General features: G+C 70.4%; 12 protein-coding genes. 5 read left to right on the top strand and 7 right to left on the bottom strand.

Annotated elements, in window-relative coordinates:
• Positions 1-32: 32 nt before the first annotated feature.
• On the top strand, positions 33-1,655 hold the full coding sequence (locus tag ACFVGW_RS11795) for a beta-N-acetylhexosaminidase (RefSeq protein WP_385851834.1): 1,623 nt from the start codon (positions 33-35) through the stop codon (positions 1,653-1,655).
• 55 nt (positions 1,656-1,710) lie between these two features.
• Here ACFVGW_RS11795 and ACFVGW_RS11800 read toward each other — a convergent pair whose 3' ends face one another.
• The 7 genes from ACFVGW_RS11800 to ACFVGW_RS11830 form a co-directional block, all read right to left on the bottom strand.
• Positions 1,711-3,483 (bottom strand): IucA/IucC family protein, encoded by a 1,773-nt coding sequence (locus ACFVGW_RS11800; protein ID WP_385851835.1) that lies wholly within the window; start codon positions 3,481-3,483, stop codon positions 1,711-1,713.
• A complete protein-coding gene (locus ACFVGW_RS11805) occupies positions 3,480-4,106 on the bottom strand; it encodes a GNAT family N-acetyltransferase (protein WP_385851836.1) in 627 nt (208 codons plus the stop codon). Before ACFVGW_RS11805 ends, ACFVGW_RS11800 begins: the two co-directional genes overlap by 4 nt.
• The gene (locus tag ACFVGW_RS11810) at positions 4,103-5,386 is read right to left on the bottom strand and encodes a lysine N(6)-hydroxylase/L-ornithine N(5)-oxygenase family protein (protein WP_385851837.1); all 1,284 of its coding nucleotides are present in this window, start codon (positions 5,384-5,386) and stop codon (positions 4,103-4,105) included. The genes ACFVGW_RS11805 and ACFVGW_RS11810 overlap by 4 nt, the downstream gene beginning before the upstream one ends.
• A complete protein-coding gene (locus ACFVGW_RS11815) occupies positions 5,373-6,812 on the bottom strand; it encodes a pyridoxal phosphate-dependent decarboxylase family protein (RefSeq protein WP_385851838.1) in 1,440 nt (479 codons plus the stop codon). The genes ACFVGW_RS11810 and ACFVGW_RS11815 overlap by 14 nt, the downstream gene beginning before the upstream one ends.
• 127 nt (positions 6,813-6,939) lie before the next feature.
• Positions 6,940-7,782 (bottom strand): siderophore-interacting protein, encoded by an 843-nt coding sequence (locus tag ACFVGW_RS11820; protein ID WP_385851839.1) that lies wholly within the window; start codon positions 7,780-7,782, stop codon positions 6,940-6,942.
• A gap of 4 nt (positions 7,783-7,786) precedes the next feature.
• Positions 7,787-8,836: an ABC transporter substrate-binding protein gene (locus ACFVGW_RS11825; RefSeq protein WP_385851840.1), complete on the bottom strand. Its 1,050-nt coding sequence runs from the start codon at positions 8,834-8,836 to the stop codon at positions 7,787-7,789.
• Between the two features lie 80 nt (positions 8,837-8,916).
• Positions 8,917-9,378: an ATP-binding protein gene (locus ACFVGW_RS11830; RefSeq protein ID WP_385851841.1), complete on the bottom strand. Its 462-nt coding sequence runs from the start codon at positions 9,376-9,378 to the stop codon at positions 8,917-8,919.
• Between the two features lie 85 nt (positions 9,379-9,463).
• Between ACFVGW_RS11830 and ACFVGW_RS11835 the strand changes: the two genes are divergently transcribed.
• From ACFVGW_RS11835 to ACFVGW_RS11850, 4 genes are read left to right on the top strand one after another with little or no spacing between them, the layout of a single operon-like run.
• Positions 9,464-10,303 (top strand): Scr1 family TA system antitoxin-like transcriptional regulator, encoded by an 840-nt coding sequence (locus tag ACFVGW_RS11835; protein WP_385851997.1) that lies wholly within the window; start codon positions 9,464-9,466, stop codon positions 10,301-10,303.
• The gene (locus ACFVGW_RS11840; RefSeq protein ID WP_385851842.1) at positions 10,272-10,475 is read left to right on the top strand and encodes a DUF397 domain-containing protein; all 204 of its coding nucleotides are present in this window, start codon (positions 10,272-10,274) and stop codon (positions 10,473-10,475) included. Before ACFVGW_RS11835 ends, ACFVGW_RS11840 begins: the two co-directional genes overlap by 32 nt.
• A gap of 9 nt (positions 10,476-10,484) precedes the next feature.
• Positions 10,485-11,033 carry a GNAT family N-acetyltransferase gene (locus ACFVGW_RS11845; RefSeq protein WP_385851843.1) on the top strand — a complete coding sequence of 183 codons (549 nt, stop codon included), beginning with the start codon at positions 10,485-10,487 and terminating at the stop codon, positions 11,031-11,033.
• 28 nt (positions 11,034-11,061) lie between these two features.
• Entirely contained in the window at positions 11,062-12,972 is a 1,911-nt protein-coding gene (locus ACFVGW_RS11850) for an SMI1/KNR4 family protein (RefSeq protein ID WP_385851844.1), read from the top strand.
• Positions 12,973-12,995: the final 23 nt, after the last annotated feature.

The raw sequence follows: 12,995 nt of genomic DNA on the forward strand, positions 1-12,995 counted from the left end.
ATCCACAGCCGCGAAGTCCACCGAAAGGGACCATGCCTGTGAGACAGCGCAGAACGCTTCCCCGTGTGCTCGGCGCCCTGCTGCTCCTTGCGGCGGCCGGCATCTCCTGCGTCGGAGCCGCGCCCACCGCCCGCTCCGCCGCCGAACCCGCCCTCCGGCCGCTCGGCCAGATCGTGCCCGCCCCCGCCTCCGTGGCACCCGGCGGGCAGCCGTACACGATCACCGCGGCCACCCGCATCCGGATCGACGGCGGCTCCCGCGAGTCCCGCGCCGTCGCCGACTACCTCGCCGGGATCCTGCGCCCCTCCACCGGCCACCCGCTGCGCGTCGTCGACCAGGACGACGCGAGCGGCGGGATCAGGCTCCGGCTGGCCGGCGGGGAGAAGGCGCTCGGCGACGAGGGCTACCGCCTCCAGTCCGGCCGCGGCGGCATCACCCTCACCGCCCACCGGCCCACCGGTCTCTTCCGCGGCGTCCAGACCCTGCGCCAGCAGCTCCCGGCGGCCGTCGAGAAGCGCACCGTGCAGCCCGGGCCCTGGCAGGTCGCGGGCGGGACCATCACCGACACCCCGCGCTACGCCTGGCGCGGCGCGATGCTCGACGTCTCCCGTCACTTCTTCACCGTCGACCAGGTCAAGCGGTACATCGACCAGCTCGCCCTGTACAAGGTCAACAAGCTGCACCTGCACCTCTCCGACGACCAGGGCTGGCGCATCGCCGTCGACTCCTGGCCCCGCCTCGCCACCTACGGCGGATCCACCCAGGTGGGCGGCGGACCCGGCGGGTACTACACGAAGGACGACTACCGGGAGATCGTGCGGTACGCCGCCTCCCGCCACCAGGAGGTCGTGCCCGAGATCGACCTGCCCGGCCACACCAACGCCGCCCTCGCCTCCTACGCGGAGCTGAACTGCGACGGCGTCGCCCCGCCGCTCTACACGGGCACCAGCGTCGGCTTCAGCTCCCTGTGCGTGCCGAAGCCGGTCACGTACGACTTCGTGGACGACGTCATCCGCGAGCTCGCCGCGCTCACCCCGGGGAAGTACCTCCACATCGGCGGCGACGAGGCGCACTCCACGACCCACGAGGACTACGTGACGTTCATGGAGCGGGTGCAGCCGATCGTCGCGAAGTACGGCAAGACCGTCGTCGGCTGGCACCAGCTCACCGGCGCGACCCCGGCCGAGGGCGCGCTCGCGCAGTACTGGGGGCTCGACCGGACCGGCGCGGCGGAGAAGGAGCAGGTCGCCGCGGCGGCGCGCAACGGCACCGGGCTGATCCTCTCGCCCGCCGACCGGGTCTACCTCGACATGAAGTACACGAAGGAGACCAAGCTCGGCCTGGCCTGGGCCGGCTACGTCGAGGTGCAGCGCTCGTACGACTGGAACCCCGCCGCCTACCTTCCGGGCGCGCCCGCCGAGGCGGTGAAGGGCGTCGAGGCGCCGCTCTGGACCGAGACGGTCTCCGAGAACGCGCACATCGACCAGATGGCGTTCCCGCGCCTGCCGGGCGTGGCCGAGCTGGGCTGGTCCCCGGCGGCGACGCACGACTGGGAGACGTACAAGGTGCGGCTCGCGGCGCAGGGGCCCCGGTTCGAGGCGCTGGGCATCGACTACTACCGCTCGCCACAGGTCCCGTGGCCCGCGGCTGAGTAGGAACGAGAGCGCGGGCCCGGCGGAGGACCGTATCTCCGCCGGGCCCGCGCCGGTCTCAGCGGGCGAACCGCGCGATGGGGTTCACCAGGTCGCCGATCAGCTGGAGCGCCGCCGACGGGTCCGACAGATCCACCATCTGCTTGTTGTTGCGCAGCTGCAGGCGGTTGAGGGCGGAGAGCGCGAACGTCTCCGCGAACATGTCGTACTGCGCGAACTTCTCCGCGAGCTCCGGCTTCGCGTCCTGGTAGCCGCGCACGCACTCCGCGACCGTCCGCCAGAACGCCTCCTCGTCGAGCGTGCCCTCCGCCGCCAGCGTCGCCGCCATGAAGCGGAAGAAGCAGTCGAAGACGTCGGTGAAGATCGACAGCAGCTTCATGTCCTCGGGGACGTCGGCCCGGACCCGCTCCACCGCGGGCGGCAGGACCGCGGCCGGGTCCATCACGCAGATCTCCTCGGCGATGTCCTTGAACACCGCCCGGACGACCGCGCCCCGCTCGTCGAGGACCAGGATCACGTTCTCGCCGTGCGGCATGTAGACCAGGTCGTACGCGTAGAAGCTGTGCAGCACCGGCAGCAGGTACGCGTCCAGGTAGCCGCGCAGCCACTCGGTCGGGGCCAGGCCCGAGTCCTTGATCAGGGCGCCGGCGAAGGACGCGCCCTCGTGGTCGACATGGAGCAGCGAGGCCATCGTCGCGAGCCGCTCACCCGGCGCCAGGGAGGCGACCGGGGACTCGCGCCAGAGCGCGGCGAGCATCTTGCGGTAGGGGGAGTAGCGGTCGGTGGCGGCCTCGTACTCCAGGTGCCGGTAGCCGACCGCCGCCCGCTCGCGGATGATCGAGAAGCGGGCCGCCGTGAAGACGGGGTCGGCCTCGATCAGCCCGGACAGCCAGTCGTTGATCGCCGGGGTCGCCTCCATGTACGCGGCCGACAGGCCCCGCATGAAGCCCATGTTGAGGACCGAGATCGCCGTCTTGACGTAGTGCTTGGCGGGATCCGCGGTGTTGAAGAAGGTACGGATCGACTGCTGCGCCAGGTAGGCGTCGTCGCCCTCGCCCAGGTAGACCAGGCGCTCCTGGGCGACCTCGGCGGCGAAGGTCACCGACAGCTTGTTCCACCACTGCCAGGGGTGGGCCGGCATCAGCAGGTAGTCGGCCAGGTCCAGGCCCCGCTCGGCGAGGGTCTCGGCGAAGCCGTCGACCGCCTTGTCGCCCAGCTCGGCGCGGATGAACGCGTCGTAGTCGATGCCCGCGCCGGCCGTGAAGGTGGTGCGGTCGCGTCGCGCGGCCAGCCAGATCAGATGGATCGGGGCGGCGGCCTCGGGGGCGTACGCGCGGTACTCGTCGACGCCGAAGCCGAGCCGGCCGTTGTTGGCGACGAAGCAGGGGTGGCCCTCGGTCATCCCGGTCTCGATGGCCTGGAAGTCCGCCCGGGCCAGTTCGGCTGAGGTGACCGGCGTCTTGGTCGACTTGTACGCCGTACCGGCCAGGGTGGAGGAGATCTCCTCCAGGTAGACCGGCAGGATCTCGTCGCTCAGGCCGAGCGAGCCGCGCAGCTCGGTGACGAACTGGAGCGCGTCGAGCGGGAGCTGCTCGTCGCCCCGGTGGCGGCTGATCGACTCGGGGTGGATGTGCCAGTGGTCGAGCGCGTACCGGTCGGCGGTGAAGCGGTACTCGACAGTGCCGTCGTCGCTGAGGACCCGGTAGCGGTCCTTCTCCAGCTCCTGCGGGTCGAGCAGCCGCTCGTGGGCGAACTCGGCGAGACCCTTGCGGATCAGCGCGCGGCCGGCGTCCGCCCAGCGGGCGGGGGTGAGGTGGGCGACGGGGTTCACTGGGACTCACTTCCGACGAGCAGGCTCGGCACGCTCGACCCGCCGTCGTTCTCGCCGGGGGTCCGGGGGTCGTCCCCCGGGAATTCGCTGTACGCGGCGACTCCCACGGCGGCCTCGAACCGGGCGCGGGTGCAGAAGCTCAGCAGGGCCTTCTTCTCCGGCTTCTGGATCTCCCGCTCGGGCACGAAGCCGACGGCCTCGTTGAGCGCGTGCACGGCCTTGTTGGCCACGTCCGGCTCGACGACGACACGCGCGGTCGCCGGGTCGGCGAACAGCTCCTGCATGACGGCGGTGATCACGGCGCGGGTGAAGCCGTGCACGGGGGTGTCGGTGGGCGCGACCAGGAAGTGCATGCCGACGTCGCCGGGCTGCGGCTCGTAGAGCCCGACCAGCTCCAGCTGCGAGGGGTCGTACCGCTCCATGAGGACGGCCGGCTCCCCGTCCACCAGGCCGATGAAGGCCTCGTGGTGCGGGTTGGCGGCGAACGCCATGTACTCGCGCTCGACGTCCTCCAGTTTCGCGTCCTGCATCATCCAGAAGGCGGCCTTGGGGTGCGTGACCCAGGGGTGGATCAGCTGGGCGTCCGCGAGCGGATCGAGGGGGCGGAAGCGGATGCTGCTCATACTGCGAACTCCTGGAACGCGATGGTCTTCTCGACGGGGTAGTAGTCGTAGCCCAGCATCGCTCCGATGATGTAGGCGTTGCGGTACGCACCCATGCCGAGGTCGGGCGAGGTGATGGAGTGCGTGTGCACGGAGGCGTTCTGCAGGAAGACGCCCTGGCCCGTCGTGTCGATCGAGTAGTTGCGGGCCACGTCGAAGCGGCCCTGTCCGTCCCACTGGAGACGGTCCTTGACCGGCTCCAGGAAGGCGGGGACGGCGTACTTGTAGCCGGTGGCGAGGATCAGGCCCTCGGTCTCCACCGTGAAGTCCTTCTCCTGCTCCTCCTGGTGGAAGCCGAGCGTGTACGTGCCGCTCGTGTCGTCGTACGCGGCGGAGTGCAGGGCCGAGTTGGTGAGCAGGCGCGTGGGGACCGGGCCGGCCAGGTTCTTCTGGTACAGCAGGTCGAAGATGGCGTCGATCAGCTCGCCGTCGATGCCCTTGAACAGGTTCTTCTGCTGGCTCTCCAGGCGGTACCGGGTCTGCTCGGGCAGCGCGTGGAAGTAGTCCACGTACTCCGGGGAGGTCATCTCCAGCGTCAGCTTGGTGTACTCCAGCGGGAAGAAGCGCGGGGAGCGCGTCACCCAGTTGAGCCGGTAGCCGTGGACGTCGATCTCGGAGAGGAGGTCGTAGTAGATCTCCGCCGCGCTCTGGCCGCTGCCGACCAGGGTGATCGACTTCTTCTTCTGCAGCGCCTCCTTGTTCTGGAGGTAGCGCGAGTTGTGGATCAGGTCGCCGCCGAGGCCCTGGCAGGAGTCGGGGACGTACGGCGGGGTGCCGGTGCCGAGCACGATCCGGCGGGCGCGGAAGGTCTCTCCGGCCTCGGTCGTCACCACGTACTCCTCGTCGGCCTCGTCGTACGTGACGGAGGAGACGGTCGTGGAGAAGCGGATGCTGCGCATCTTGTCGGCGGCCCAGCGGCAGTAGTCGTTGTACTCGGTCCGCAGCGGATAGAAGTTCTCGCGGATGTAGAACGAGTAGAGCCGGCCCTTCTCCTTCAGATAGCTGAGGAAGGAGTACGGGGACGTCGGGTCGGCCATCGTGACGAGGTCCGACATGAACGGGGTCTGGAGGTGCGCGCCCTCCAGGAACATCCCGGAGTGCCACTCGAAGTCGGGCTTGGACTCAAGGAAGAGGCCGTTCAGCTCGTCGATGGGCTCGGTGAGGCAGGCGAGGCCGAGGTTGAACGGACCGAGCCCGATGCCGATGAAGTCGTACGCGTCGGGGGTATCAGGCGTGGACAAGGGTCTCTCCCAGGTACTGCTCGGCGTGGCCGGCTATCAGGTCGAGGACGGCGGCGATGTCGGCCACGGTCGTCTCGGGGTTGAGCAGGGTGAACTTCAGGTACTGGCGGCCGTCGACCTTGGTCCCGGCGACGACGGCCTCGCCGGAGGCGAAGAGCGCCTTGCGGGCGTAGAGGTTGGCGCGGTCGATCTCGGCGGGCGAGGTGACGTTCTCGGGGATGTAGCGGTAGACCAGCGTGGAGAGCTGCGGCTCGACGACCACGTCGTAGCGCGGGTCGGCGGCGAGCAGGGCGAAGCCCGCCCCGGCCAGGTCGCAGACCTCGTCGAAGAGCTCGCCGACGCCGTCGGCGCCCATGACGCGCAGGGTCATCCACAGCTTGAGCGCGTCGAAACGGCGCGTGGTCTGCAGGGACTTGTCGACCTGGTTGGGGATCTGCTCGGCGACCGTGCGCCGCGGGTTGAGGTAGTCCGCGTGGTACGTCGCGTGGCGCAGCGTGGCCCCGTCGCGGACCAGGACGGCGGAGGAGCTCACCGGCTGGAAGAAGGACTTGTGGTAGTCGACCGTCACCGAGTCGGCGTGCTCGATGCCGTCCAGGAGGTGGCGGCGGGTGAGCGAGGCGAGCAGTCCGCAGCCGTAGGCGGCGTCGACGTGCATCCAGGCGCCGTACTCCTCGGCGAGGGCGGCGATCTCGGGCAGCGGGTCGATGGAGCCGAAGTCCGTGGTGCCGGCGGTGGCGACGATCGCCATCGGGACCAGGCCCTCGGCGCGGCAGGCCTCCAGCTCGGCGGCGAGGACGACGGACTGCATCCGCTTGTTGCGGTCCACCGGGATGGAGATGACGGCGTCGGGGCCGAGGCCGAGGAGACCGGCCGACTTCTGGACGCTGAAGTGGCTGCAGTCGGAGGAGAAGACGCGCAGCTTGGACAGGTCCTGGGTCTTGGCCTCCTCGCGGGCGAGGAGCAGGGCCTGGAGGTTGGACTGCGAGCCGCCGCTGGTGAACACGCCGTCGGCCGAGGGGCCGAAGCCGATGCGGCCGGTGGTCCAGTCGATGAGCTTGCGCTCGATCAGGGTGCCGCCCGCGCTCTGGTCCCAGGTGTCGAGCGAGGAGTTGACCGCCGAGAGGACGGCCTCGCCGAGCACGGCGGGAATCACTACCGGGCAGTTGAGGTGGCCCAGGTAGCGCGGGTGGTGGAAGTAGACGGCGTCGCGGAGGTAGACGCTCTCGAGCTCGTCGAGGGCGGCGGAGGAGTCGCCGAGCGGCTTGTCGAGGTCGACGGCGTCGATGGTGGGAGCCAGCTCCGCGGGGGTGACACCGCTGAACGGGCGTCGCGTCGCGGCGAGTTTCTCCGCCACCCGCTCGACTCCTTCGGTGACGGAGCGCCGGTAGCTCTCCGCCGTGGCGTCGTTGAGCAGGTGGGAACGCATGGGGATGGTCCTCCGGACGGAAAAGGGGCGAGGGGGCGTTGCGGTGCGTAAGTAAGGTTAGCCTAACCTAACTTCGCATCGCAACGCCCCCTCGCCCCCTCAGGGTGCGGGCGTCACCGCCGTCACCTCACGATTTGTCCTCGGGCGCCTCGCGCAGGGCGTCCTCGGACAGCCCCTTGCGCCAGTAGCCGACGAACGTGACCCGGCGGCGGTCGAGTTCACGCTCGCGCACGAAGTGACGGCGCAGCTCCTTCACCGAACCGGACTCGCCCGCGATCCAGACGTACGGCGCCTCACCCGGCAGCTCGGCGGCGCGCACCGCCTCCACGGCGGACGGCGCGCCCTCCTCACGGATCAGCCAGGTGACGGTCGCGTCGGCCTGCGTCGCAAGCTCCATGCGGTCGCCGGAGTACGGGACTTCGAGATAGACGTGGGCGCGGGTCTCGGCCGGCAGCCACTCCAGGATCGCCGAGGCGGCCGGCAGGGCCGTCTCGTCCGCCCAGATGAGGACGGAGTCGGCGTCGTCCGGAAGCTGGAAGCGCACGGCCGTGTTGGCGGCCGTCGCCGGGCCGAGCACGACGACCCGGTCACCGGGCTTCGCCTGCTGCGCCCAGCGGCAGGCGGGGCCACCGTCCTCATGGAGGGCGAAGTCGATGTCGACCTCGTTCCGCGGCTCCGTGCGCTGCTCGCGGACGGTGTACGAGCGCATCACGGCCCGCTCGTCGTCCGGCATCGCGCGCCACGCCCCGAGGATCGCGTACATGTCGGGGTCGTCCAGCGGCGGCAGGACGGGAGCCTCCTGTCCGGGGTGCGGCAGGAAGAGGGAGAGCGACTGGTCGCGACCTCCGGAGGCGAACGACTTCAGGTCCTCTCCCGTGAAGGTGACGCGGACCAGCGACGGGCCGAGCCGCCTCGTCCGGTCGACCTGAAGGCTGAAGAACTGGAACGGGGCGGTCTCGGCGCTCGTCATGGGGTCAGGCCACCTTCTTCGCGTTCTCCAGGGCCTTCGCCAGGTCCTCCAGGAGCGGGGCGCACTTGGCGTACGAGTAGATCGGCTCGGTCACTCGCGGGTAGACCTGGCCGGCCTTGACGGCGGGCAGCGCGGCCCACGTCGGCTTGGCCTTGAGGGCCTCCGGCTGCAGCGCCGAGGTGCGGTTGTCGAGCAGGATGACGTCGGCCTTGTACTTGTCGACGTTCTCCCAGCTCAGGCCCTCGAACCAGCCGCCCTGGTCCAGCTTGTCGGGCGTGATGATCGTGATGCCCAGCTCCTGGAAGTAGAGCGTGTCGGTCGGCCGGACCGGGGTGGAGACGTAGAACAGGTCGGGGGAGCCGGAGCCGATCAGGACCTTGATGTCCTTCTTGCCCTTGGCGACCTGGCGGACCCGCTCGGCGGCGGCCTCGAAGCGGGCCTTGTCGGCCAGGATCTGCTTGGTCTTCACATCGGCGCCCAGGGAGGCGGCGAGGTCGGCGTGGCGCTGGAGGACGGTCGGCATCGACTTGTCGGCGGCCCACAGGGCGACGCTCGGGGCGACCTTGAGGATCTTGTCCTTCTGCTCGGCCGGGACGTACCAGAGGTCGTTCTTCTCCCACATGTCGGTGATGAGAACGTCCGGGTTGAGCTTGAGGTACTCCTCGATCTTGAACTCGCCCCAGACGTTGCCGAGGATCTTGACCTTCTTGACGTCGAGGTCACCGGCCTGCACGTCCGGCGTCTCCGCGCCCGTCTTCGGGTCCTTCACCGTGGTCGGACCGAAGACGCCCTTGACCTCGATGCCGAAGTCCTTGAGGGCGGCGGCCATTCCGGTGAAGGCGACGATGTTCTTCGGGGTGGACTTCGCCTCGACGGCGGTGCCGCGGTCGTCGGTGAACTTCCACGGACCGGCCTTCTCCGCGTCCTTGGCCGAGGAGCTGCCGCCCTCGGTCTTCGTCCCGCAGGCGGCGAGCGCGGCGCCGAGCCCGAGGGCGCCGCCGGCTGCGAGCAGGCCGCGGCGGGTGAGGGAGGTGGCTCGGGCGTTGCTGGGCATGGCGAAGTCGCTTTCGGTACGTGCCGGGGACGGCGTTCGGCCTGGGAAGTAAAAGGTAGGTTAGCCTAACCTCAGGTCGATCAATAGGGGTGATCACTGGGCTCTGCGTCACATGCCGGAGGCATATGGCAGTCCGGTGCGTCGCACTCGAACCACACGCTCTTGCCGTACGGCGACGGCTCCACCCCCCACCGGTCGGTCACGGCCTCGACGAGCGCCAGCCCCCGCCCGCCCTCCGCGAGCGGCTCGGCCGCCTTGGCGTACAGCGGCCCGGGGACGGCGTCGGCCACCTCCACCCGAAGTCCGTGCGGCTCCCGCAGGATCAGCACGGCGCAGCGCCGCCCCGGCACGTGCCGTACGACGTTGGCGACCAGCTCGGTGAGTGCGAGCTCGGCGTCGTCGGCGAGGCGGTCGAGCCCCCAACGGCCGAGGAGCGTGCGGAGGATGCGGCGCATGTGACCGGCGGAGTGCTCACCGACGGTGAAGCCCATGCGGTAGATGTTCCGAAGTTGCGTCGGGTGGAGGTCAGTTGCCTGATTCATGCCACCAGGGTGGGACGGGGTGGTTACGCTCGGCTACGGACCGAACACAACGCCTCACGGCGTGAGCTTGGGGGTGACACTCCTCGTGGTCAACATCCGCAGCCTGGATCCCAGCGCGTCACCGCTGGACTACTACGGCTCCGAACTCCGGCGGTTGCGGGAGGAGGCGGGGCTGAACCAGCAGCAGCTGGGCGACACCGTGTTCTGCACCGCGTCCCTGATCGGCCAGATAGAGACGGCGAAGAAGGTCCCCACGCGGGAGTTCTCGGAACGGCTCGACGCGGCGCTGATGACGGGCGGACTGTTCTCACGGCTGGTGGGGCTGGTCCTGAAGAGCCAGCTGCCGACGTGGTTCCAGCAGTACGCGGAGATGGAGGCGAAGGCGGCGTACATCTCGACGTACCAGGCGCAGTTGGTCTACGGCCTGCTCCAGACGGAGGAGTACGCGCGGGCGGTGCTGAGCGTCGACCATCCGGACAGGCTCGACGAGATGGTGGCCGCTCGAATGGAGCGCCAGCGCATCCTGGAGCGGGAACATCCGCCCGTGGTGTGCGTGGTGCTGGACGAGGCGGTGTTGCACCGGGAGCTCGGCGGTACGGAGATCATGCGAAGCCAACTTGCGTACCTGTTGGGCTGGCTGGCCCATCCGTGGGTGCAGCTGCAGGTGCTCCCGTTCGAGGCGGGACAGCACACCGGGCTGCTGGGTTCGTTCACCCTCCTGCGCTTCGAGAGCGACCCGGACATCTTCTACACCGAGAGCTATGACTCGGGCCATATGACCGCCAATTCTCACGCGATCCGGGAGCGCTCTGTCGGATACGCTCGCTTGCAGGCGACGGCCCTCTCCAGGGAGGACTCCGCGGCGCTGATCGCACGCGTGATGGAGGAGCGGTATGGACACCAGCCAGGACCTGCGGTGGCGTAAGTCCTCTTACAGCGGCCCCAACGGCGGCGAATGCATCGAGGTCGCCGAACTCACCGCCCACGTCGCCGTTCGGGACTCCAAGGACCCCGACGGTCCCGCCCTCCTCGCCACCCCCGCCGCGTTCACCGCGTTCGTGAACGCCACCGCCCAGGGGCTTCTCGGCCGGTCCTAGCATGGGCCCATGCCGGAGACACCCTCACGAGTCGAACTGTGCCCGCTCACCCTCGACGACCAGGACGAGTTCTGCTCGCTCGTCCGGGCCAGCGCCGAGCTCCACACGCCGTGGATGCAGCTGCCCGCGAACGCCGAGGAGTTCCGGGCCTGGATGCGCCGTTTCGACGACGGCGCCAACCGGGGCTACCTGATCAGGGTCCGGGAGACGGGCGCGGCCGCCGGCATGGTGAACATCAACTCGATCATCCGGGGCCGCTACCAGGGCGCGTCCCTCGGCTACGCCGCCTTCGCCCCGTCCGCAGGGCGGGGGTACATGGCCGAAGGGCTCACCCTCGTCCTGTCGCACGCCTTCGACGACCTGCGGCTCCACCGGCTGGAGGCGAACATCCAGCCCGGCAACAAGGCGTCCCTGGCGCTGGTCCAGCGCCTCGGCTTCCGGTACGAAGGCATGTCGCCCGACTACCTCTTCATCGACGGGGCCTGGCGCGACCACGAGCGGTGGTCCCTCAGCGCACCGGCTCCGTGGACTCCCGACCCCTCCCTTCCCGAGGTCTAGTGTCAGTGCCCGCTGGCACCATGCGGGCATGAGCGGTGGATCTTTCAACTGGCAGGAGTTCCTGGGGCGCTGGCAGCGGGAGTGGGTTCCGCGTGCGGACGCCGACGAGGACGAGGACGAGGGCGAGGACGGCGGGTACGGCTTCGGCTCCCCCGCTCGGCCCGCTGCCGAGGAGTCGGCGATCACGGCGGCCGAGGAGCGGCTGGGGCGGCGTCTGCCGCCCTCGTACCGGGAGTTCCTGGCCGTCAGCGACGGGTGGCACGTGGATCAGCCCGCCGGGGTCTACCAGCTCGGCGGCGCGGCGGACATCGACTGGTTCGGGGACCCGTTCGACATGACGCCGCTGTACGAGCAGGGTCTGGGGGACGATCCGGGCGAGGCCGAGGTCCTGCTGGCCGGGATGTGGCGACGGGCGCTGCGGCTGGAGACGGACTCCGACATGACGCACGCCCTGCTCGACCCGGGCGACACCGACCAGGACGGCGAGTGGGCGCTCTACGTCTACAAGGGCTGGGGCGGTGAGTTCCCGGACCGCTACCCGTCGTTCCGCGCGTACATGGAGGCCATGTACCGCGGCTTCCACGCGGACCGGGTGGACAGGCCCGACTTCGTGAACGCGACCACGCGTGCGCAGGACGCCCGTGTGGAGGAGGCCCACCGGCTGACCCTGCGCGGTCGCTACGAGGAGGCGCTGCCCCTGCTGGAGGAGGCCCGCTCCTTCGGGCGGCCGGAGAGCGCCGTGCTGCTGAACCAGCTCCGGCATCTGTCGGCTCCGCGCGGCGCCCAGGACTACGGCTTCCTGGTGGCCGATCCGCGCTACCTGCCGGAGCTTCTGCCCGTGCAGGCCATGACGCCGGCACAGGGCGAATGGCGGCTGGGCGGGGACGACCACTGGCTGGGCATGATGGAGGCCCGCGGGGTGCCCCGGGGCGCCGCCGAGGACGTGCTGAGCGCACTGCGGGACGGCAGCCATCGCTACGCGCCCGCCGGTGCGTGGGGCCTGGCCGTCGCCGAGGCGCGGGAGTCGGCCCGCTGGGGGGCGACCGACGCCGCGTGGCGGGTACTGCGGAACGCGCTCCCGTTGTGGGAGGCTCCCGGACCCTCGCTCGTCGCTCCGCTCGGCCTGCTCGCCGATCCGCTCCTGGGCCCGTTGGTCACCCCGGAGCGGGGGCGGGAGATCCTCGCGACACCGAGGGCGGGAGAGAGCGGCCCCGTTCTGGAGACCGCGCCCGATGTCGACCCGCCGGGTCTCGCCTGGCTGACGGAGCCCGCGGTGCACGGGCGACCGCTCGACGGATACCGGTGTGTGTGGGTCGAGGGGGTCGACCCCACGGGCCTGCCCGGCCTGATCGGCGAGGAGGGCGCCGAGCTGAGCGCGGCCACCGATCCGGGTAAGGCGTCCCGGCGGGCGCCCCGGCCCCATGAGCGGGAGGGCGTGGAACTCTGGGAGGACCGCGCGGTGGTCGCCGTCGGCCGCACGGCCGAGGGGTGGGCGTTCGCCTTCGACGGCTACTCCCACCGGTATCTGAGCGAGCTGTTCCGCTCGCCCGCGCCGGCCGCCTCGCCGTCCGGGCGCGCGGTGGTGGTGTGGCGCGAGCCGAGGCGCTCGTCGCCGGACGACCGCCCGGCCGCCTTCCACCTCTCGGTGGCCGAACGGGGCGTGGAGCGGTACGCGTTCACCCTGCGGGGTGCGGAGACCGAGCGCTCCGGCGCGATACCCGAGGCACTGGACCCCGCACGGCTGTGCCGCCCGGAGGACTCCGAGACGGACCGCGAACTGCGGGTGCTGGAGGCCCTGCACACCGAACTCGGCCTCTCACTGCCGCGTTTCGCGGTGACCCGGGGCAGGCTCCCCACCTTCACGACCCGGTCGTGGACCCGGGCGCCGCAGGAGGGCGAGGGGTTCGCCTACCTGACCTTCGTGCGGCACCGGCCGTGAGCCCGTTCCGGGCTCACGGTTCC

The organism is Streptomyces sp. NPDC127129 (genome assembly GCF_042671585.1).
Taxonomy (GTDB): Bacteria; Actinomycetota; Actinomycetes; order Streptomycetales; family Streptomycetaceae; genus Streptomyces.